Here is a 21752-nt window from a genome sequence, read left to right as displayed (position 1 = left end):
CTCCAGCCACCTCCATGGCGCTGCGCGCCATGGAGGCCGGGCCCCGCTGCGCGGGGCCCGCCAACGGGCCTGCGGCCCGGGCGGCGAGAAGGGGAGGGTGGCTGCGGCGGTGACCCTGCATCAGGTGAGGCTGTATGTAGCTTTGGCGAAACCAGACCACACCCATGCTTCAAACTGGAGCCCGGATCAACTCTGGAACCAGACCACACCACCCCGACCTTGGTGTCAACTCATTCGCTGTCCGTCTCTGACGTGATGGCGGAGCGCTGTTCTTTAAAGAAGTCCAACTTATCTCCCCCGAGCGATGATTCTTTCCCAGTAGGAAATACGGTTTTCCCATATAGGCCGTATTGGCAGATCGAGGATTTATCTCCGGTCGAAAGAGTCAGCCTCTGACGCTCTTGAGTAGGCTCCACATACCATTGCTGAACTTTCAGGAATCCCCATCCTTTCGCGCCCTCGTGGTCGCCATAAACGATTTCATTGAGTCCTTTTAGGACTTTCTCATGAGTCAGATGAGTCCTCTCTCCGCTCGGGTCGGAGAAATTCACCTTCCAGGACCACCTGTTTCCGGCAGGAAGTTCGTCGTCCTCGCCGGATGACATCTCCCGCAGCTCGACGAGCAGTGACGCGGCGGGCCCAACGATGATGCGCTGCCATGTCACATCGCCAAGCCAGGGAGAGGCTTCCAGGAAGCCTTCCGCGATTTGGCGGGTCTCGTCATCAGTGATCAAGTGGTCGCCGCTCATTCCACTCCCTGGTCTCTGGGTCGGTCCGGCTCATTATGGCGGCCTGCTTGCGGGCGTGGGTGCAGATCTCGGAATACTGCTACTACGAGGGGCAGCCCCCGGAAACTGTGGGGGCTGCCCCTCGCGCGGCCGCACGGTTTCCGTGCCGTCTATCGAGCTACAGATCTATTCAAAGTGCTCGACGGATTGATGTTGAGTTCGAACCAGACCACCTTGCCGGTGCTCAGGCGGGTCGCGCCCCACCGCCGAGACAGCTGGTTGACTACATAGAGCCCGCGCCCGGCCTCCTCAATTGGCCGTGCCTGCCTGACCCGCGGGAGCTGAGGTACATCGTCCCCGACCTCGCAGCGCAGTACCTCCGTGCGCAGCAGCCGGAGAGTGACGGGCCGGGCCGCGTACCGCACAGCATTGGTCACGACTTCGCTGACCAGCAGCTCGACGGAGTCGCTTAGCTCCTCCAGCCCCCAGCGCTCCAGCGCCCGCCGGACCAGCCGCCGGGCCCGGCCCGGTGCCGCGTCCTCCGGCTCCAGCAACCAGTACGCCACGTCACTCGGCGCGATCCCGTCGAAACGGGCGGCGAGCAGGGCGATGTCGTCGTCCCGGTCACCCGGGCCGAGCATGTCCAGGACCTCGTCACACAGCGCTTCCAGCGGCGGCGGATGATCCGGTCCCGTGAGCTGCGCGGTCGCCGCGAGTTTCTTGCGCAGCTGCTCTATCCCGGTCCACACGTCCCGCAGACGCGACTCGACCAGGCCGTCCGTGTACAGGAGCAGCGTCGCTCCGGCCGGAGCGTCCAGCTCGACGGCCTCGAAGTCGACGCCACCGACACCGATCGGCGCGCCCGGCTGCACCCGCAGCACCTCGGCACGACCGCCCAGGTGCAGCAGGACCGGCGGGGGATGGCCCGCGTTGGCGATGGTGATCCGGTGCGAGACCGGGTCGTAGACGGCGTACTGGCAGGTCGCCATGCGGTCCGTGCCTAGCCGCTGCGCCTGCTCGTCGAGGTGGTGCAGCACCTCCTGCGGCGGCATGTCGAGCCCGGCCAGGGTCTGCATGGTGGTGCGCAGCTGACCCATGAGTGCCGCCGACGTCATGGAGTGGCCCATCACATCCCCGACGACGAGGGCGACCCGGCTGCCGGGCAGCGGGATCGCGTCGTACCAGTCGCCGCCCACCCGCGCGGTCTCGGCCGCCGGCAGATAGCGGGACGCCAGCCGCACACCCGTGAGCCGCGGCAGCGTCTCCGGCAGCATCGTGCGCTGCAACTCGTCGGCGATGTACGCCTCCCGCCCGTACAGCACCGTCCTGTCGACGCCGAGCGCGCTGTGCGTGGCGAGCTGCGCCGCCACCAACAGGTCGTCGGGTTCGAAGGCCATCCGGTCCGGCAGACGCAGGAACAACGCAGCCCCGATCACCCGGCGCTGCCCGCGCAGCGGCGCGAGGATCCCTCGCTGCCCGTCGGGGACACAGGAGACACCGCTGCCACCAAGCAGCTCGGGCAGAGCGGCCTGGGCCGCCGGGGTGTCCGCGAAGACAGGCCGTACCCCGCGCAGTACTTCAGCGAGGGCGCCGCCAGGCCGCACCTCACACACCGCCTCAGCGAACACCGGCTTTTCGGCCGGTTCGGTACGGCGCAACCGCAGCACCAGAGGCCCGGTGGGCCGCTCGTCGCCGACCGGCAGCGGGTCGCGCAGATAAACGAGGACTGTGTCAGCGAACGTCGGCACGGTGGTCCGGCACAACCCCAGCATGACCTCGTCGAGGTCCATGCTTCGGGCAATCCGCCGGGTCGCCGCACCTAGGTAACGCAAGCGATCAGCAGACAATCGCGGTGCTTCAGTGACAGGAGAAAGGCCCGTAGAGCTGGTCGGCCCGTTGTCCGGGGTTGTCCGGGACAACCCCGACGTTGCCTCCGTTGCCCGAGGAAACTGTGACTCGGGTACGCGCTGCACCTGCCCAGGCAAGATTTTCGTCGCAGGAGCGTCATCAGAAGCAGAGGCCGACGGTGTCCGGTAGCCCATGTCGTGGGCGGCCTGCTGAACGGCATCGTGCTCCTCATCAAGCACTGCACGCGCCTTCTCCAGGGCAAGGTCTACGTCGTCGAGAGCCGCGTCATCGTCGGAGATCGCATGCATTCCGGACTGAGGAACCTGCGGGGTCAGATGCTGGGAAATGTCGTGCTCGTCGTCTCCCATCCATTCATGCAGCACAGCGAGTTCGGCTTCCAGACCCTGAATGCGGCGGGCCGCATGGTCGGCGACCTGCTGGGCGGTGTCCCGCTCCTGCTCGGCGCGAGCCAGTTGCTGGCGCAGGTCTGTCTGCTGCCGCTGCGCGCGGGATAGGCGAAGCTCCAGGGTTGTGTACACCTCGGGATCGTTGGGTGGCAGCGTCTGCAGCGCATCGACTCGCCGCTTCAGTTCCACCACCTTCGCCTGAGACTGGCCGAGCATGGCGAACAGAAGCGTGGCGATCTGCAGGGACTGGTTCCGGCTGCGCTCGCTGGCCTCGTAGGCATGCCGGACGACCTGCAGTTCCTGGTAGACCTCGATAGTGCGGTCCTTGGCCGCCAGCAATTCGTGGGTGAGTGCCAGCTCCTGTGTACTTTCCGCGAGCGGTGTCGGGCTGGCCTGGGCTTGGTCCCATAACTCTCGCGCCGTCTGCAGACGCTGCTTGGTGCAGTCAACTGGTTCGTCGGGGAAGCAGACGTCAGCCACGGCTTCGACCAGGTCCCACGCGAGCGCCTCACCGGTCAAAAGGTCGCGCAGCCGGCGCAGCTCGGGCACGGCCCCGGCCACGAAGTGGTCCGGCATGAGTAGCTGGTGGAGCTGCCTCACCGATACTGCGGCCTCATCCAGCCAGGACCGCACGAGCTCAACCAACTGATTGATCTCAGCACACGATCCTCGCGGTAATGCCCACGGCCGACCCGGTCGCTTCCCCTTGCCGCCCACGCGCGCTCCCGCTCAGTTGTTCGCCGGACAACCCCCTGTTGTCGCCGGAGAACATTCAACCGGCTCACCAGCGGGTTTTACTCGGGTTCGTCGTAATCCCTCCCAGCCACAACATCATCAAGGCGGTGCACTCGTGAACTACGGCTCCACAGCGTTCTTGCTTCTCGTCCTGGCGGTGGCCGTGTTGTTCGCCATCGTTGCCGCGGTGATCGCCTTCGGCCTGGCCCGCTGGGAGGGAGTTGCCATTCCGGCGGCCCTCTCCCGCAGTGCTGTCGCCTTCGCTGCAGCCCTCACCTTGTGCCTTGCCGTCTTGGCGGCCGTAGGCAGGTGAGCCCTGGCTGACGGGGTCAGACAGACCGCGTGCGGTAGTCGAGAGGGGCTGGCAGCCAGCCTGCAGGCATGGGCGTTTCGGGGAGAAAGGTTCGGCAATACGATGCTACTTGCCGCACTTTGACAAGGTTGCCTGGTAGATGACTGGCTGTAGTGGGTGGCATGCTTCACGTATGCGGATCCCTGTGGAAGTGCGCCCCGACTTCATCGAGAAGGTGGCCCGTCGCACGGACCCGCTGGGAGCCGTGGAGGAGTTGGTCTGGAACAGCCTGGACGCCGATGCCACCGAGGTCTATGTCGAGTTAGAACTTGATGACTTCGGCGGTGTCCAAGCGGTGGTCGTCAGGGACAACGGGCACGGCATTCCATCGGCGACCGTGGAATCCGCCTTCAAGGGAATGGGCGGATCCTGGAAGCGGACCGCACCGGGCACCGAGAGCGGCCGGCAGTTGCATGGTCGCCATGGCTACGGACGCTTCCGCGTCCTCGCTCTCGGTTCAAACGCCTCCTGGACGTCCGTGTCGGAGGGACCTGGGGGCATGACCGAGGTCGTCATTCGCTTCCAGGACGGGGACAGCGAGTTCGAGGTCAACGAACGCACGCCAAGGTCGTCGCAAGAGCCCGGCACCATCGTGCGGGTCACCGGGGAAGCTCAGCGGAAGCTGCGTCTCACTGCCGAGCAAGCCCGGGAAGAGCTGACCAGTCGGCTGGCGATGTATCTGAGCAAGTACCCCACCGCGACTGTGTGGTGGTGCGGTACCGCTCTAGATCCCAGCGAAGCGATACAGGGGCAGCCCTTCGAGGAAGAGCTGGACATCGGGATCGACACTGGAGGTCCGGGACCACTCCTGCGCATCGTTGAGTGGAAGACAAAGCCCCCGCGGCGGGAGCTGCTCATCTGCGACGACATCGGCGTGCACCGTGTGACGTTGCTTGCCCAGATCCAGGCACCTGACTTCGACTTCACTGCCTACGTGCTGTGGAGCAAGTTCGCGAACCTCACCGACCACGACGCGCTTGAGGGAGAGTTCGAGCACCCGGACTCCCTGCTCGGCAGCACCGTGAAGGCCGCGCGGAATCGGCTGCGCTCCTACTTCCGCGAACAGGAGCGGGAGCGAACTAAGAAGCTGGTTCAGCAGTGGATCGAGGAGGGCGTGTATCCCTACAGCGGACAGCCAAGCGGTCCGGTAGAGGTAGCTGAGCGGGACACGTTCAACGAGGTGGCCAGTCTCGTCAGCCGCCAACTGAAAGGACCGAAGTCAGCACTCCGTACGCAGATGGTGCTGCTGCGCGAAGCCCTGCGGCGTCAGCCCACCGCGATGGCGAAGGTCCTCGATGAGCTCTTCGCGCTGTCGGGGCCGCAGAAGGAGCGGCTGGAGGATCTCGTTGATCGCACCCCGATGGCGAACCTGATCGCTGCGAACGCTGAGACGATCGACCGGATCGACGCCCTCAGCACGTTGCGCACACTGCTGTTCGAGTTCGAATCCCGCTACACGATGCGGGAGAAGGACCAGCTGCACCGCATGCTGGAAAAAGAGCTGTGGATCTTCGGAGACGAGTACGGCCACGCCGTGTCCGAGATCGGGCTGACGAAGGCGCTCAACCGGCACTTGCCACGCCTGGATGGCAGGACCGTGCCCCAGCAAAAAATCCAGCTTCAGAACGGAACGAGCGGCCGACTCGATCTCTTGCTCTCCTGCGTGTCCGGTGCCGGCCGCACGAAGCAGCACCTGGTCGTCGAACTCAAACGACCCCGCACCGTGCTGTCCGAGGCAGAAGTCGCACAGATCAACAGCTACGCCTACGCCGTCACCACCGACGAGCGCTATCGCCACGATGATCAAACTCGTTGGGAGTTCTGGCTGGTCGGCAACTCCATCCACGACGTGGTGCAGTGGCAGCACCCCAACGGCTACGTGAAAAACGACGACCGGGTGACCATCCGCATCATCACCTGGGGCGCAATCATCGACGCCTGCGAGGAGCGCCTACGCAAACAGCGGGAACGGCTGGACTACGCCTCCGACCAGACACATAGCATCGCGTACGCCCAACGCGTTCACTCGGACGCCGACGTCGTACCCCTTCTCGCTCCCCGCGCAGACGACAGCGCCTGACTTCCCGGTCGGCACCTCTCGATGGCTCCGACTCTGGCGCAGGGCGGTTGCGTGCAACTGCGCTCCTGTCGATCGGCGTGAAGTGAGGTGGTTCTGCGCCAGCCTCGACTGGCACAGAACACCCAAGGGCTGTAGGCCCAACCCCAGTTCTGCCGGGTGGCCCCCGTGTCCACGCTCACACCTCACGGGTCATACAGGCGCGGAAGGGCAGCCAGGGTGGTGCCGCAGCCGACTCGGGGATGACTGCGGCACCCGCCCCGCGCAGCCCGCAGCGCAGCGGGAAGAACACGCTCTGGGGCCAACCGTGCCAGTGCCCCGCCCTACGGCCGCCATGCTGCGCCGATCGAGTGGCGCCTGGACCAGGGCGACGCGCGCGGCCCCGCCGTCGCGCGCGAGAGGGCAGAGGGGCGCCTCGATCCCCTCGCCCGCCGCCCACGCTCCCGCCCCACCTCCCTTCCTTCCTTCTGGTGTTCGTGGCGGGCGTGGGTGGCGTAGAGGGGATGTCGGGCTGGCGACCACGGCCGGAATGGCGTGGTGACCTGCGCGTATGCGGACCGGGCCCGAGAACGAACGGGCGGCTGTCGGAGGGGATGTCGGCGGGGTTGTGAGCCTGGTCGGGGGCGGTGTTGTCGTACCGTGACCGTGGTCGGGCCTTCGTGGTCGGTCCTCTGGTCGGGGGCGGCTGCTGCGCTTCGTGGTACGCGCGGCGCCGGACAAGGCGGCGCCGCACCGTACGAGGCGGGAGCGGCCGTGACGACCGATATGGACGCGGGTGGCGGAGACCGGCTGGCCCTGGCGGTGCTGGTGCAGTACCGGATGGCCACCACTGAACAGATGCACCTGGTGATCGCGCCGGGGGTGCGGATCGAGCAGACGAGGCGCCGGCTGGCGAAACTGCGCAGTGAGGGTCTGGTCGACCGGATCACCCTGCCGCGAGCCGGACGGACCCGAGTCTGGTTCCCCACCCCGTACGGCGTGCAGGTCGCCTGCGAGTGGCCGGAGCTGCGGGAGCGGCGGCCGCCGAAGACGGCATCCGACCCGACCGCCGTGCGACTGCGGGCCGGGCACCAGCTGACGGTGACCGAGACCGCGCTCGCATTCCTCCAGGACGCGCGCCGCCGCGGCGAGTTGTGCCGGCCGCTGGACTGGATCTGCGAGGTCTACCACCCCCTCGGAGGCGGTGAGGCGGTCATCCCCGACGCGCTCCTGTACTACCGCAGCGGCAGCGGTGACGGCTGGTCGATGCTGCGGGCGTTCGTGGAAGTCGACAGGGCCACCATGGGTCCCGAACGCCTCGCCGCCAAGGTCACCGCTTACGCCCGCCTCCACGACTACGTCCCTGCGGCTCCACCCGGGCGGCGCCGGCAGGCCCTCGGCCAGGAGCAGCCGCAGGAGGAATGGCGGCGGCACTACCCACTCTTCCCCAGGGTGCTGTTCGTCCTGGACGGCACCGGCCCGGCCGGGACCGAGACCCGCATCAGGGCCCTGCACACGGCCGCCCGGGATCTAGCGCCGTCCGGCTTCCGGCACACCGTCCCCGTCCTCGCGGCCCCGTTGGTCGACCTGCTCCACAACGGGCCGTCAGCGCCCGTATGGCGACCCGTACAGGACCCCGACCAGAGAGTCAGCTGGATGGAGTCCCCGGTCCCCGTCACCACTGCGCACCCGCCTGCGCAAAGCCCACGGCAACGTCCCGCGCGACCGCACTCCTGGAGCAACCACAGCAGGCCATAGCTCTGCGCAAGCTGCGGTCATCCCATGCGCCACCACCCCTCACGGGCCATGGCGCAGAACGGTGGCACCAGTGGCGCGCATCCCGACCAAAGGCCCGACCATAGGCCGGACCACGTCCCCCACCACCCCCGACCATGAGCCCAACCATGCAGGTCACAGCGTTGCGCATCCGCTGCGCAGTGCCGTGCACCGGCTGCGCAGCCGGTGCACGGGTTGGGGTGGACAGGGCGCCATCCGGTCCCGCGAAGGGTGTGCGCAACCGGATGGCGCAGGTTGCGCAACGCCGCTGTCCCCCGCCCTGTCTTTCTGCGCAATGCGGCAGGCAGCCCGATTGTGCACAACGACGGCGTAGTGATCGCAGTCGGCGGGCCGCGTGTGGGGCTGCTGGGGGATGGTGGGGCGTTGCACCAGGGTTGAGCGCCCGTGCGCCCCCGCCGGCGCCCTCCCCGGCTTCCGCGGAATCGGCGCACGGTCGAACGCATGGGGGATACCGGGGAGCTGGAGTGTTTGGGGCGCGGTGACGGCAATGCCTGCCCGGAGGGAGCTGTGCTGATCGGCGTACAGGTTCCCGAGTACCGGTGCGACGAGTGCCGGCACTACTGGGAGCTGGACGAGACGGAGCCCGGCCGGCGGGTCAAGGAAGACGATGGGTTGACCCGGCCGATGGGAGACCCGGGCGAGGCCGGCCAGGGGCGGGGCACCGCGGCGTAAGCGCTGGGGGATGGCCGGGCGTCAGGGCGGTTTCCGGCTACTGGCATTTCTGCGTGGCACGGGGCGCGGTGCCCTGGCCGCGGGTGATCTGTCGAAGTCGGGGGAGGTCGCGTCGCTGTGGATGAGCTCGGGGAAGTCGGTGATGACCAGGCGGATCCAGGCGGCGGAGGGGCCTTCTGCCCGAGGAACTCGACAGGCTGATGCGCCGCGTGCGCCTGCCCTACATACGCAAAGCCGCCCCCGACGTGCTGGCCACCGCCCGCGCGCAACGCTGGAACCCCGCCGAGTCCTGCGGCTCCTGATCACCGAGGAGGTCCGCCGCTTTACGAGACCGGGGCGCTTGTGCCCACAGCAAGACGGAAGCAACCCGTTGCTGTCAAATCGGGGCGCGAAGTCAGGTTGCGCACACGGCAGTTGTGCTAGCTTCGGGGCAATCTCAGGCCGAGCCCAGTGCCCGGTCTGTCCGCGCCCTGGGCGGCCCGGCTTTGTGCTGGGGTGCCAGGCAGGTTTCCACAGAACCGGTCCCGCCTCCGACACGGGCGGCCGGGGAGTGGATTCACCACGCAGGCATCTGGGCCTGCATGCACCACCCTGCAAGAAGCCCCCGGGGGCTAATCCCGGGTCTGAGTTCTTGGTGTCGGCAGGAAGTCAGTTCTACCCACGCACAGCGTGGTCGAACTGAGCCTGCCTTCCCACCGGTTCGACCACCATGAAGAAAGGTCGGAAACCGGTGAGCGACTCAGCGGTACTCACGCTCCTTGCAGGCGCAGGTGTCGTCTCTGTTCTCCTGTTCGCTGTCCGAGGCATCCTGGAGCAGCTGCCTGATGTCCTCCGGTCATGGCAACGGGTCCGTAGGGCCTGGCGTGACGCGGCGTCCAATGATGACCAGCACGCTCCGTGACGCACCGGTGGCACCCATAAAACGGTGACCTCCTGTCCCTGGACGCGCCACCAGCTAGTACGGAAACCAGCGCGTTCAGGGCACCGGGCACATCGTGTCCCAGAGGGCCGACACTGCAGATCATCGACCCGTACGGCAATATCCTGAGATTCACGCAGCCGCCAGTGGAAGTCAACCGGCCACCATGGGCCCCGAACGCCTGGCCGCCAAGATCACCACCTACGCCCGCCTCTCACGCCCGCGCCTCTCGCCCGGCGCCGGCCGGCCCTTGGCCAGGAGCCGCCGCAGGAGGAGTGGCGACGGCGCTACCAGCTCTTCCCTCGGGTGCTGTTCGTCCTGGAGGCACCGGCCCGGCCGGGATCGACACTCGCATCAGGGCCCTGCACGCGGCCGCCCGTGACATGGCGTCGTCCGGCTTCCTGTGCGACGTCACCGTCCTCGCCGCACCGCTGGTCGACCTGCTCCGGGACGGCCCCGCCGCACTCGTATGGCACCCCGTCCACGACCTGGACCGGACAGTCGCCTGGAGCCAGTCCCGGCACCCATGAGGCCCCGCACCGCTTCAGCGATGACACGCGCTCAGGCCCGGCCACGAGCCCACCATGGTCACCCCCAGACCCCGACCATGAGCCCGACCACAGCAGGTCACAGTAGGGGCAGCGCCCCCGCGTCTGCTGCGACCTGGCCTGTTCCCACCTGGCGTGATCACACTGAGCGGTGATGTGCTGACCCGTTGTCAGTGCCTGCTGCAACGATGGACGGTTGTGCGGGGATCACATCGTCAAGGGGGAGGCATCCGATGCCCATTGTCCGAGGCTACGTGCGCGCGGACGGCACGCCGGTACGCAGCTATTTTCGGTGGGCTCCAGGCGCGCGCCGGGAGATGGGAATCTTAGCCGGGGTCGCTTTAGCGGCCGTCGTGCTCGGCAACAGTGGCGTGGCGTCCGGGAGCGGGAACAGCCCGCGGCCGCAGTCGACGGTGCAGTATCCGATCACGTTCGATGCGCCGGCCATGAAGGCGCCGCGACCGCAGCCCACGGTGTCGTACCCGATTCCGTGGGTGCGTGAGGTGGGTGCCCGGTGACGCGGCGACGCTCGACGCGGCCGTCGCGGCGGCGCTCTGGCCGGCGGAGCAGGCGGCAGCAGCAGGCACAGGCGCAGCTGACCGGCCTGGCGGTCGGGGCGGTCGTGCTGTTCAGTCTGATTGTGGCGGTGGTGAACTGGCTGCTGGCGCACTGGTGGCTGCTCGTCATCGCGGGGGTGCTCGCGGTGCTGGCGGGCATCGGCTGGGTCCACAGCCGGCAGCAGCAGGCCCGGTGGGAGGCCGTTCGCACGCAGGCCCTGCGCTACGGGCTGCAGCAGCTGGACGCCCTGCACCACGCCCGGTTCGAGGACGCGATACGCGACCTGATGCGCCGGGACGGCTGCCAGGACGCTCAGCGCGTCGGCGGACGCGGCGACCTGGGCGCCGACGTAAAAGCAACCGACCCGTTCGGACGGCACTGGGTGATCCAGTGCAAACACCGCCGCAACGGCGCCCGCGGCTCTGCGGTGGGCACCCCGGATCTGCAAGTTCTCAACGGCACAGCCAGGCAAGTCCACGGGGCGGACGTCGCCGTCATCGTGACGAACGGGCGGGTGACCGCGCCGGCCGTCGCGTTCGCCAGGCAGCAGCAGCTGCACGTGGTGGACCGCCAGACGCTGGCGGTGTGGGCATCGGGCTCACGCCCGCTGTGGGAGCTCCTGCGGGCAGTCCCGCCTCCCCGACGGCCAACCGCCTTGAATTGACGTGTGTTGAATCGCTTGGGCGAGCGCCCCGTTGACGACACTCACGCGGCTCGCGTTCGAGCAGCGGCGGGCACAGCTCGGCTCCAAGATCAATGGGTGGATGAGCGAGGCGGCTGCTGGACAGGACAGCCGCCTTGCTCTGCATCCCTGCGCCCGGTCAGCTGCGGATGATGTTCTGGGCTTGCGGGCCCTTCTGTCCCTGGCCGATGTCGAAGGTGACGTGCTCGCCCTCGTTCAGCTCGCGGTATCCGCTGCCCTTGATCTCGGAGTAATGCGCGAAGACGTCCGGGCCTCCGCCGTCCTGCTCGATGAAGCCGAAGCCCTTTTCGGCGTTGAACCACTTCACGGTGCCGCTGGCCATACTGGTCGATCCTTCGTTCATGCTTGGGAACAGCCCCTTCACCGGGGCATGCTCCGGCTCTCTGCAATCGGAGGAGCCGACAGCCGTTCTACCCCGGAACACAGCCCTCACCCGACTGGCGACACAGCCCTTGCCGTCCGCGGCCCCGGCGCGGCGGCCCCGCCCGGCGCGCAAAACCAGTGAGACACGCGTTCAGCGCCGGCCTTCCATGCCGAGCACGAACGCCTGGCCGCCAAGGTCACCACCCACGCCTGCCTCTACCACTACGCGCCCGCGCCTCTCGCGCGGCGCCGGCCGGCGGGGCAGAGCGTGGGGGCGTGCCAATGCGCCCCTCAGGGTTGAAACAGGCAGTCAGGCGGCGCTCCACTGGTGCGGGCGGCCGCCGCGCCACTCGATCCACCGGTCGTCGTCCAGGATGCTGTCGGGATCCTGGATGCCCGCGCCCTCGAGGAACACCACCAGATCGTGATCGCTGTAGGCGGTTCCGAGGATCGCGTCCCGGCCCTGGGCGTGCACGGTGACTCTCCGGCCAGTCGTGCGGGAGAGCGGGTGTATGACGATCGGCGCGCGCCTCACCTCCACACCACAGGAAGAGCACGAGAGGGTTGGGTCATGACGCGCGCCGGAAGACGGTTGCCGGGCCGATGACGCCGGGGCCGAACTTGTCGCGGACGCGGTCGATGGCCGCCTCGGCCACCAGCCGGGCCTCGCGGGCGCCGTCGAGGCTGATCTGCTCCGCGGCCTGGTCGGCGTCGACCAGGTCGTCGCCCCTCAGGGCGAGGGCGGTCAGGCGGCCGCGCTGCAGACCGGCGGCATCCATCAACTGGTAGGCGAGGGCGCGCAGATCGTCGTCGTGCGCGGACGGCTCGGGAAGGCGGCGGGTCTTCTCCCACGAGGTTCCGCCGGCGAACTTTAATGTCAGTGTCAGCGCGCGGGCCACCTGGCCGCGGCGGCGCAGCAGGAGACCGAGGCGGACCACGAGGTCGAGCAGGGCGGCGCGGGCGTCGGCGCCGTCCAGGACATGCCGGTCAAAGGCGCGGCGGACGGTCGCGGCGGCGGGCAGCGTGCGGGGGATGACGGGGCGCGGGTCGATGCCGCGGGCCCGGTCGGCGGCTTGGCGGCCGGCGCGGCCCCCGAGCAGGCGCTGCACCGTCTCGGCCGGGAGGGCGGCGAGCAGGCCGACGCAGTGGATGCCGTAGTCGCGCAGTACTGCCGCCTGCCGGGGGCCGATCCCGTGCAGCGCCTCGACCGGCAGCGGCCCCAGCCAGTCGGCAACCTGGTCGGGGGCGACGGCGAGGACGCCGCCGGGCGCGTCGATCTGGCCGGAGGCGGTCGCCGCAATGGTGATCGACGGGCCGATGCCGACCCGGACATCGACACCCAGCCGGGACAGGGTGCGTACCCGCAGCACCTCGCCCAGGCGGCGGGCATCGGTGCCGTGATAGCGCAGCGCGCCCTTCAGCTCCACCAGGGCAGCGGTGGGCGGCAGGGCCTGCACCACCGGGGACAGCTCCGCCAGCAGCTCCAGGACCTGCCGGTAGAGCTCCTCCGGCAGCCGGTCCGGGCAGCGCACATGCATCACCGTGCTCCCACCCGCCGCTGTCCCGTCCGTCACGACACTCACCTCCTGACACCCCACGCTATCGAACAAGAAATCGAACACGCGAGGTGTGAGGCGTGGATCATGAGCATAGAATCAAAAATACGTTCGATGACCTGCCGCCCGACCTGGAACGTCTCCACGCCCTGCGGGTGTGGCACGCCATGTGGCTGCAGCGCATCGACGCGAAGATCGCAGCCGTACGGAAGCGGCAGGCCGAACAGGAACACGGCCGGCGCAGCCGTCCCCGGCCACCGAACTGGGTCGTCCAACTCGACATCGGCGTCGGACACCCGCCGGTCCAGATCCACACCGGCGACTGCCACATGAAAGGCACCCGCCTGCGCCCCGTCGACCGCGACGAAGCCCGCCGCCTGCTCACCGCCGGACTCCGCGCCTGCACCCACTGCCAGCCCGACACCCAACTCCACATCCTCGACTTAGCCACCCCGCTGCCCCGACCGGCGGCGGCCTGGATGACTGCGCCGCCCCCCGGGGCGTCGATCGAACGTCAGTGCCAGCTGGTCGTAAACTGCAGCCGCAGTGACCCCCACCGGTCACCCAGAACAGGACCACCTCATGACCACCACTCCCACTCCTCCCCCGATCACGGAACCGGACCCCTCCACCTTCGCCTGCCCCGGCAGCCTGGTCGGCCCCTGCTCCGGATGCCAGCGCCCCACCCACAAATACGGCAGCGGCGGCAGCCCCCTGTGCCAGTGGTGCATGACCCCCGTCCAGGAGAACTGGGGCAGGACCGTCCGCTACACCAGCACCCGCCCGCAGGGCTGACCGCGACGCCCGGCACAGACGCGCGGCACGGGCAGGACCGGTGCAGCACCCGGACGGCGGACCCCTGGCGGGGAAGGCATGGCGCGTGACGTGGACGCTGCCGGAACCGATGCTCACCTCCCCTACGCCCCGCACGGAGCTGAGGCCGGGGTGGGCGGCGGAGCCGAAGTGGGACGGATACCGGGCCCTGCTCTTGGTCGATGCGGGACGGGTGGTGTTGCGCTCGCGGCGTGGCACCGAGATGGTGCAGGCGTTCCCGGAGGTCGTGGCCGGCGTCGTGCAGTTGCCGGATGCGACCGCGCTGGACGGTGAACTGGTCGTGTGGGAGGAAGGCCGCCTCGCTTTCGAACGGCTGCAGGGGCGCCTGCAGCACCGCGGCGCCGGCGCGGTGCGGGCCGCGGCCGAGTGGCCGGTGCATTTCGTCGCCTTCGACGTGCTGCGCCTGTCCGGTTCGGACACCACGGGATGGCCCTACCGGCGCCGCCGCGCCGCTCTCGAGTCCGTGTTCACCGCCCGCCGGCTCACCGCCCCGTGGGCATTGAGCCCGTCGACCACCGACCCAGCCACCGTGGAGCAATGGCTGACCTGGACGGCCGTCGGCATGGAAGGCGTGGTCTTCAAGCGGCTCGATGACGTCTATCGGCCCTCGGTGAGGGGCTGGTTGAAGTACAAGGCGCGCCACACGGACGAGGCGATCGTCGGGGCGGTCACCGGCACCCTGGCAGCACCGCGTTCCCTGCTGCTCGGCAGGTATGACGCCGACGGGCGCCTTCGGTACGCCGGCCGCACCGTCACACTCGCCGCCGCCGTCGGACGGACCGTCGGGGAACGGCTCACGCCGCCTCGAGGGTCGCACCCGTGGCGCGGCTGGGCCTTCTCCGTCGGATGGGGCAGCCGCGAGGTGCTGGAGGTGATCCTCGTGCAGCCCGATCTGGTGGCCGAAGTCGGCGTGGATGTCGCCCGCGACGGCGCCGGCCGCTGGCGCCACCCCGTCCGGCTGGTGCGCATCCGCACCGACCTCTCCCCCGCCGACGTCTCCCTCTTCGCGGCGCTGTAGGGCTGCCGGGGGCAGGACACCGCACGTGGCATGCAATTGCAAGTTGTCTCGCAATTGCACGCTGCGGCTTGTGTTACGCCGGTGAGCTGACCGGATCGCCACTTTTCCCGACCGCATGTGCTCCGTTTGCAGCCGCGTGAACGGTCAGAGCGATCAATTCTCACGGTCACGTGACCGGAATTGACAGAAAAGGCTCGTCGATAGAAACAAGCCGTGGCTGACACGCGGTGCTACGGAAGCTGGGGACATTTCTGTTGTGACCGCAACGAAAGTCAGCCGTCCTGGGGCGACCCGAGATATAGCCACTGGTGAGGCATATGGGTGATTAGCTTATCGCACTGTGTGTCGGTAGCTTCACCCTCAGGTGCGTGCGGGACTTCGTACTGCGTCTACCAAACCTCGTCCGAAGTCCCGCACGCTTTCGGCAACACAAAGGAGTGCCCCATGGGGCGATCTACCCCCCGGCGCCGCCGCGCTAAACAGCCTTCCGGCCGGTTCGCTCGTGACAAGCGTAATGGCCGTAACGAAAACTTTCGTTACGTGAACCGATTTGGCAAGCGCGCGGCAGCCGCGTTCATCGGCGTCCTGTTCATCGGCTACGTGCTCATTTTCGAGCCGCCCATCCACGTAACGGTCTCCCAGGAAGCCGTCTACGCCCTCGGCGGTCTGATGTCCGGCGCCGCATTCCGGGCCTTGCATCACCGCCGTCACCGGCACTGACCCGCCTTGGGCGGTGGCAGACCCCGCACACCGGTCTCCCACCGCCCGCCCGAAGCGGCCCGGTCCCGCCGCCACCGGGACCGGGCCGCACCACAAGACGGCGTGTGACGAAACCCAGGGAAATTCGGCTGTATCAACAGCGTGCAGCCACCTCTGAACCCTTTTCGTTACGGGATGGACGAACCATGAGTGACACATGTGAGTACTGCGGCTCGGCGCTCACCGCAGGACCGGGCAAGGGCCGGCCCCGGAAGTACTGCGCAGACGCCTGCCGCCAGGCCGCCCACCGGCGCCGCCTGCACGAGGGCAACGCAGCCCCGCCGGACGCCCCGCCCCCCGCACCGGCCACCACGACGGAGCCGCTGCGGCCCGCGCCCCGTCACAGCCCGCCCCTTCGCATGGCCGCTCACGGACCGTCGGCCGGCGACGATCTCTGCGCCGAAATCGCCAAGGACATACAAGACGGCGCCCGCGACCTCGCCCGGCTGCTGCCGTCCGCCGACGGAGAGGAACCCCTGCAGCGAATCGCCCAGTTACAGGAACAACTCGACGGCCTCACCGCGGGAATCGTCGGACGCGCCCGCTACCGGCGCGTCACCTGGGCCACCGTCAGCTCCATCCTGCGCATCAGCGAGGACACCGCCCGCCACCGCTACACCGAGCGCTACATCCTGCGCCGCCTCACCCGCTTCAACCGCTCCGAAGCCACGCTCACCGCGCTCGCCGCCCTCTACAGCAGCGCCGGCCCACGCAGCACCGACCCCCCGGACACCCCAGCCGACAGCGACACCGCAGCAGACCCCTGCGATGCGGGCACCGAACGGGGCGAGGTCCCCGACCAGTCCGCCCCCGTCGAATCCTCCGGAGCGGCCTACAACCGCCTCTCCCCCATCCTGTCCATGCTGATCCGCTCCGCCCAGCTCACCAACAAGGAAGTCAGCTCCCGCATCGGCTGCTCCGCCTCCTACCTCTCACGGATCCTGTCCGGCGAACGCGTACCCACCTGGGAGCTGACACGGAGGTTCGCCCACGCCTGCGGCGCCGACCCCGAAGTCCTGCGCACCGTATGGGAATCCGAGAAACTCAGCCAGAAGACCCGCGAGCCGGAGACCCCCGACCCCGACGACCCGCCCATGCCCGCCACCGAACAACTCCGCACCGCCGTGCACACCCTGCACCTGCGCGCCGGACGCCCCGCACCCAGCGACATCGCCGTCGCCAGCCGCTGGCTCCTCAGCGCCGCCGCCGTCGCCTCCATCCTGGAAACCACCGTCCTGCCCCACCAAGACGTCCTTGCGACCTTCGTCCGCGTCCTCGGCGGCGACGTCGACCACTTCACCCAGCTCCTGGACAACGCCCAGCGCGAAGCCACCCACGGATCAGCGTTTCTGCAGTCATCGCCACACCACGAACCCCATCCCGTCGGCGCGGACGCCGTCATGACGACCTTCAGCAAGGTCCTCACCGAGGACCGGACCGTCGAAGACGGCCGCGCCCGGCTCCTGCACAAACACGCCAAACAGCACAGCACACCCGCCCAGCCGGCAGAACGCACACGCCCCCGGCCACTCACCGCCATCACCGAGGCACTGCGCCACCACACCCCGGCACCCGTAGCCCTCACTCCTTTACAAGCCAGGCCGTGACAGCGGGCGCACCAGGCAGGACCCGTACCCGGTCAGGACTCGCGCACCGATGCCCCATCCAGCCCCAAGAATTCGGCGCGCAGCATCCTCGCGAGCGGCCCCGGTGCACACGGACAGGGACCCACTCGGTCGGGTGAAGCCGGCGGGACCGGAGAACCTTTGCGGGCGTCCGCGCGTAGTCCCGTGCATGGGGCCGATCAACGAGGCGCATGTGGGACAGCCAGGGCTGGCCGTGGTGGAGATCGCGGCGTGCGACGACCAGACCGCCTTCGCCGTCCAGGAGCTGCTCGCCGCGCAGTGGGCGACCGCGACGGCTGACCGGACGACCCGGGATCCGGGGCAGCCCGGCGTCCGGCTGCGCTGCTACCTGGACGTGCGCCAAGAGCCCGGCGCGTAGACCGACGGATGTCAGCCCTCCGCGTAACAGACCCCGTCAGGCGCTGCGCGGCCGCCGTCCCGACGTCTTCTTAGCCGTCGCCTGCTTCCCGGCGGTCTTCTTGGCCGGCTGCTTCTTCGCGGTCGTCTTCTTGGCCGCGGCCTTCTTCGCCGGCAGCTCGTGCACGTCGGCGTCCTCACCGCGGGAGGCCTTGGCCTGCTGCACGGACTCCGTCAGCGCGGCCATCAGATCGAGGACCTTGCCCGGCTTCTCGGGCTCCGGCACCTCGGGGAGCTCACGGTCCTCCCGCTTCGCCTCGATGATCTTCGCCATGGCGTCGGTATAGGCATCCTCGAAATCCGGCCCCTCCAGGTCCTCGCGGCTCATCGACTCCATCAGTGAGAGCGCACCCTGAATCTCCTCCTCCGAGACCTCCGTCGGCGGCGGCAGCAGCTCGGCAGGGTCACGGATCTCGTCCGGCCAGCGCATCGCGTGCAGCACGATCACGTCGTCCCGCACCCGCAGCAGCCCCAGCCTCTCCCGGCCCGACCACGCGTACTTCGCCACGGCCACCTTCGCCGACCGGCCCAGCGCCTGCACCAGCAACTTGTAGGGCTTCGCCGCGACCTGCCCGTCCGGCGCGAGGTAGTAGCCCTCACCGATCTGAATGGGATCGATACTGTCGAGCGGCACGAACGCCTCGATCTCGATGGCCTTCGCGGTCGGCAGCGGCAGCTCCCGCAGCTCCGCGTCCGAGATCGGGATGACCTGGGTCCTGGTCAGTTCGTATCCCTTGCCGATCTCCGACTGGGCAACCTCCCGGTCCTCCAGCTCGCACACCTTGCGGGTACGGACCCGGCCCATGTCCTCCAGGTGGTACTGGTGGAAGCGGATCGAGTGGTCCTCAGTGGCCGACTGCACGTGGACCGGCACCGTGACCAGGCCGAAGCTGATGGCGCCGGACCAAATGGATCGGGGCATGGCAAACCTCCGCAGTAGCCCCGAGCCTCACTCCAGCCTAGGAGGATCACCACCGCCCGGCACCCGCACGTCGACGCACTTGGCAAAGTGCTGGAGCTGGGGAAAGCGAGTGCACCGGCGGTTGCGTCGGCGCGCCCGAGGCCTTGAAGGCTCGGGCGCGCCTCGCTTCACGTAAGCGTGCTGGTGGCTTGTTCAGCTCTGCCTCATGCTTGCTTGCGGGTCAGTGGTGGCGGCCGCTGCGGTCGCCGTGGTGGCGGCCGCCGCGGTCGCTGTGGTGGCGGTCGTTGCCCCAGGAGGCGTCGTCGATGAAGCGGCCGCGGTCGTTGCGCAGGGTGGCGGTGTCGGAGTAGTTGTCCCACACGTAGTGGCGGCGGTCCTGGAACAGATCCGTGCGCGTGTCACGGCCCTGGCCGGTGTGGATGCGCACCGTGGCACGGCCGTCCAGGCGGTAGTGGTCGAAGGTGTAGGTGCGGCCGTCCTCGTCCGACAGCGTCCACCCGTCCAGGTTGACGCTGTGGCGGGTGGTGTTGGTGACCTCCACCCACTCCTTGTTCAGGGAACGGTTGGAGCGGTTGTCCCGGCCACGTACCGCGTTCCTGCGGTACGTGGGCAGGGCCGAGACCGATAAACCCCATAGACGCACTGGAGATTCACCGGGGCCAGCGTGATTGCCGGTCCAGTTATGACGACAGTTGTTGCAGGAGCCAGCTGGTGACGGCTCGGACGATGCCGGAGACGGCGCCGCTAAGCACGGCGCGGGCCAGAGCCAGTCGCTCAGGGCGCGTCAGGCGCTCCTTGGACATGAGACCTCCACGGATGCGTGGGGTGGACGGTGGATAGCCGGCCGGCTTGGAATCCACCATCGGGGCATCTGCAAGATCCGCTCCAAGTTGCGACAAGCAGGCAACAAGTCATGGGATAAAGGCTGTTCACCCCGTATGCCGGACAACCTCCGGTCATGATGGTGCGATGAGCGGCGACACGGTGGGCCGTCCGGGCAGGCGCCCGAAGAAGCTGAAGCGAGCTGTGGTCGGAGCAGGTCCGCTGCGACAGCTGAAGGATCTGCTCTTCGAGGCATACACGGCGGCAGGTGAGCCGACCCTGAATCAGATTGCCGCGGCCATCGAAAAGGACGAGACCCTGCTTGGGGCCGCCGGGGCGCGACACAGTCCGGCGGTGCATCAGTGACCCGACCGTGCCAGCTGAGCAAGCAGACGCGGTTGCCGTCGCCGTTGTCTTGGCGCGCTGGGCCAGCTGGGACAGCAACCACACGGCTTCTCGCATCGCCGACCTCTGGGTCGAGGCCCGGCTGGCAGCCCCGCCACCAGGCAGACCGCTGCACGAAGTGACTGATCCGTTCGAGTTGGAGGTCCACCGCGCCATCAGCGCCGACCTGCTCACTGCCCTTCCCAGGCTTCCGGCCCTCCCGGTCTACGTCAAGCGGGATCACGACGCGAGGCTGCGCGTCATCGTCGAGAACGCCAAACGCGGGGAGAGCCAGCTTGTGATGCTGACAGGCGGATCATCCACCGGTAAGACACGTGCGTGCTGGGAAGCGGTGCGCCAACTGCCCACCGGGTGGCGCCTCTGGCACCCGTACGATCCCACCCATGCCGAAGCCGCTCTTGCCGGCATTGAGCAGCTCGCTCCCTATACGGTGGTCTGGCTCAATGAGTCCCAGAACTACCTGCTGACTACGTCCGACCTCGGCGAGCGGGTCGCGGCGAAACTGCGCACCCTGCTTGCCGACCCCGACCGCAAGCCCGTGTTGGTCCTGGGCACCCTGTGGCCCGAATACTGGAGCACGCTCACCGCTCTCCCTGAGCCCGGAGCCCGCGACGACCCCTGCGCTCAGGCCCGTGCACTGCTGGCAGGCCGCGATCTACCTGTTCCGCCGAACTTCAGTAACGTCGACCTGCATGCCCTGGCAGGCCGCACGGACGAGGACCCACGTCTGGCCTACGCTGCCAACCATGCCGAGAAGGGTGCCATTACCCAGTACCTTGCCGGCGCACCGGCCCTGTTGGAACGTCACCGCGCCGCACCGGACGGCGCACGTGCACTGGTTGAGGCAGCTATGGACGCTCGCCGACTCGGCCACGGCCCCGCCCTCCCTCTGGCACTCCTCGCGGCCGCAGCCCCGGGATACCTCGACGACGCCCAATGGGACCATCTGTCCGAGGACTGGCTCGAACAGGCACTCGCATACAACGCGCACCCAGTACGCGGCGCACACGGACTCCTAACCCGCATCCGCCCACGCCCCGGCCAACCCGCTTCTGACCAACCCCACTACCGCCTGGCTGACTACCTGGAACAGCATGGCCGCCGTTACCGTCGTACCGCCCCCACCCACTCCGCGCTCTGGAACGCCCTGATCACCCATGCCCCGACGTCCGACCGTCTGGCCCTCGCCACGGCAGCGCATAACCGCTCCCTGCATCGAATCGCCTTTGCCCTGTACGCCAGTGCAGCCGATGCCGACAAGGCTGAATCCCTAGGACTAGGAGCGAACTGGTTGACGCGCGCTGGTCGACTGCAGGATGCGTTGCTCTGGTTCGAACATGCCGCCGAGGCCGGGGACACCCAAGCTCTGGCATCAGCAGCCGAGTATTTGGTAAATGCAGGTCGGCTGGAGGAGGCGTTGCCTTGGTTCGAGCGCGCCGTCGCCGCAGGCCACACCCTTGTTCTGGAAACGGCGGCCAAGCACCTGGTGGACGCAGGTCGACCGGACGAGGCGCTGTCCTGGTTCAAGCGCGCCGCCAAAGGCGACACCCATGCTTTATACAGGGCGGCCGAGCACCTGGGGCGTGCTGGTCGACTGGACGAGGCGTTGCCCTGGTTCGAGCGCGCCGCCGCCGCAGGCCACACCCCTGTTCTGGAAACGGCGGCCAAGCACCTGGTGGACGCAGGTCGACTGGACGAGGCGCTGTCC

General features: G+C 68.4%; 19 protein-coding genes and 2 pseudogenes. 14 read left to right on the top strand and 7 right to left on the bottom strand.

Translation table 11 applies throughout. The features are described 5' to 3' along the window. Nucleotides 1-230: 230 nt before the first annotated feature. Entirely contained in the window at nucleotides 231-749 is a 519-nt protein-coding gene (locus KUM49_RS09340; RefSeq protein ID WP_217236271.1) for a hypothetical protein, read from the bottom strand. 149 nt (nucleotides 750-898) lie between these two features. Beyond that, nucleotides 899-2770, bottom strand: coding sequence for a SpoIIE family protein phosphatase (locus KUM49_RS09335; RefSeq protein WP_254400986.1), 1872 nt, complete (start codon nucleotides 2768-2770; stop codon nucleotides 899-901). Nucleotides 2771-3833: 1063 nt separating this feature from the next. Here KUM49_RS09335 and KUM49_RS09330 point away from each other — a divergent pair. From KUM49_RS09330 to KUM49_RS09305, 6 genes are all read left to right on the top strand, one after another. Beyond that, nucleotides 3834-4031 (top strand): hypothetical protein, encoded by a 198-nt coding sequence (locus KUM49_RS09330; protein WP_217236270.1) that lies wholly within the window; start codon nucleotides 3834-3836, stop codon nucleotides 4029-4031. Nucleotides 4032-4203: 172 nt separating this feature from the next. Further along, the gene (locus tag KUM49_RS09325; protein WP_217236269.1) at nucleotides 4204-6150 is read left to right on the top strand and encodes an ATP-binding protein; all 1947 of its coding nucleotides are present in this window, start codon (nucleotides 4204-4206) and stop codon (nucleotides 6148-6150) included. A gap of 750 nt (nucleotides 6151-6900) precedes the next feature. After that, nucleotides 6901-7884, top strand: coding sequence for a replication-relaxation family protein (locus tag KUM49_RS09320; RefSeq protein ID WP_308406579.1), 984 nt, complete (start codon nucleotides 6901-6903; stop codon nucleotides 7882-7884). 480 nt (nucleotides 7885-8364) lie between these two features. Then, nucleotides 8365-8595, top strand: coding sequence for a hypothetical protein (locus tag KUM49_RS09315; RefSeq protein WP_217236268.1), 231 nt, complete (start codon nucleotides 8365-8367; stop codon nucleotides 8593-8595). A 1194-nt stretch (nucleotides 8596-9789) separates the two neighbouring features. Then, a complete protein-coding gene (locus KUM49_RS09310; protein ID WP_217236267.1) occupies nucleotides 9790-10044 on the top strand; it encodes a hypothetical protein in 255 nt (84 codons plus the stop codon). 532 nt (nucleotides 10045-10576) lie between these two features. Further along, nucleotides 10577-11284 (top strand): restriction endonuclease, encoded by a 708-nt coding sequence (locus KUM49_RS09305; RefSeq protein WP_217236266.1) that lies wholly within the window; start codon nucleotides 10577-10579, stop codon nucleotides 11282-11284. Between the two features lie 157 nt (nucleotides 11285-11441). On the opposite strand, the gene KUM49_RS09300 is transcribed toward KUM49_RS09305, so the two are convergent. The 3 genes from KUM49_RS09300 to KUM49_RS09290 all read right to left on the bottom strand — a co-directional run bounded on the left by KUM49_RS09300 (nucleotide 11442) and on the right by KUM49_RS09290 (nucleotide 13224). After that, on the bottom strand, nucleotides 11442-11645 hold the full coding sequence (locus KUM49_RS09300; RefSeq protein WP_192366087.1) for a cold-shock protein: 204 nt from the start codon (nucleotides 11643-11645) through the stop codon (nucleotides 11442-11444). A gap of 351 nt (nucleotides 11646-11996) precedes the next feature. Continuing rightward, on the bottom strand, nucleotides 11997-12161 hold the full coding sequence (locus tag KUM49_RS09295) for a hypothetical protein (protein ID WP_374200140.1): 165 nt from the start codon (nucleotides 12159-12161) through the stop codon (nucleotides 11997-11999). A gap of 94 nt (nucleotides 12162-12255) precedes the next feature. After that, nucleotides 12256-13224 carry a hypothetical protein gene (locus tag KUM49_RS09290; RefSeq protein ID WP_217236272.1) on the bottom strand — a complete coding sequence of 323 codons (969 nt, stop codon included), beginning with the start codon at nucleotides 13222-13224 and terminating at the stop codon, nucleotides 12256-12258. A 185-nt stretch (nucleotides 13225-13409) separates the two neighbouring features. Here KUM49_RS09290 and KUM49_RS48130 point away from each other — a divergent pair. The 6 genes and pseudogenes from KUM49_RS48130 to KUM49_RS09260 all read left to right on the top strand — a co-directional run. Then, a pseudogene (locus KUM49_RS48130) lies at nucleotides 13410-13616 on the top strand (DUF6233 domain-containing protein); the annotation flags it as partial. Between the two features lie 208 nt (nucleotides 13617-13824). Beyond that, nucleotides 13825-14037, top strand: a complete 213-nt coding sequence (locus tag KUM49_RS09280) for a hypothetical protein (protein ID WP_217236263.1) — start codon at nucleotides 13825-13827, stop codon at nucleotides 14035-14037. Nucleotides 14038-14122: 85 nt separating this feature from the next. Further along, nucleotides 14123-15094 (top strand): ATP-dependent DNA ligase, encoded by a 972-nt coding sequence (locus KUM49_RS09275; protein ID WP_217236262.1) that lies wholly within the window; start codon nucleotides 14123-14125, stop codon nucleotides 15092-15094. 444 nt (nucleotides 15095-15538) lie between these two features. Further along, the gene (locus KUM49_RS09270; RefSeq protein ID WP_217236261.1) at nucleotides 15539-15814 is read left to right on the top strand and encodes a hypothetical protein; all 276 of its coding nucleotides are present in this window, start codon (nucleotides 15539-15541) and stop codon (nucleotides 15812-15814) included. 185 nt (nucleotides 15815-15999) lie between these two features. Next, on the top strand, nucleotides 16000-17460 hold the full coding sequence (locus KUM49_RS09265) for a helix-turn-helix transcriptional regulator (RefSeq protein WP_217236260.1): 1461 nt from the start codon (nucleotides 16000-16002) through the stop codon (nucleotides 17458-17460). A 187-nt stretch (nucleotides 17461-17647) separates the two neighbouring features. Continuing rightward, on the top strand, nucleotides 17648-17857 hold the full coding sequence (locus tag KUM49_RS09260) for a DUF6207 family protein (RefSeq protein WP_217236259.1): 210 nt from the start codon (nucleotides 17648-17650) through the stop codon (nucleotides 17855-17857). Nucleotides 17858-17893: 36 nt separating this feature from the next. Here KUM49_RS09260 and KUM49_RS09255 read toward each other — a convergent pair whose 3' ends face one another. Together KUM49_RS09255 and KUM49_RS09250 are read right to left on the bottom strand one after the other, a co-directional pair. Continuing rightward, the gene (locus tag KUM49_RS09255; RefSeq protein ID WP_217236258.1) at nucleotides 17894-18817 is read right to left on the bottom strand and encodes a Ku protein; all 924 of its coding nucleotides are present in this window, start codon (nucleotides 18815-18817) and stop codon (nucleotides 17894-17896) included. A 220-nt stretch (nucleotides 18818-19037) separates the two neighbouring features. Next, nucleotides 19038-19460: a lamin tail domain-containing protein gene (locus KUM49_RS09250; RefSeq protein WP_217236257.1), complete on the bottom strand. Its 423-nt coding sequence runs from the start codon at nucleotides 19458-19460 to the stop codon at nucleotides 19038-19040. Nucleotides 19461-19786: 326 nt separating this feature from the next. On the opposite strand from KUM49_RS09250, the gene KUM49_RS09245 reads away from it, so the two are divergent. Together KUM49_RS09245 and KUM49_RS09240 are read left to right on the top strand one after the other, a co-directional pair. After that, entirely contained in the window at nucleotides 19787-20005 is a 219-nt protein-coding gene (locus KUM49_RS09245; RefSeq protein WP_217236256.1) for a hypothetical protein, read from the top strand. 7 nt (nucleotides 20006-20012) lie between these two features. Continuing rightward, a pseudogene (locus KUM49_RS09240) lies at nucleotides 20013-21752 on the top strand (hypothetical protein); the annotation flags it as partial.

The organism is Streptomyces sp. AC555_RSS877, assembly GCF_019049245.1.
GTDB lineage: Bacteria > Actinomycetota > Actinomycetes > Streptomycetales > Streptomycetaceae > Streptomyces.
Note: the sequence above shows the minus strand (reverse complement) of the source record. Positions and strands in the feature narration are given on the sequence as shown.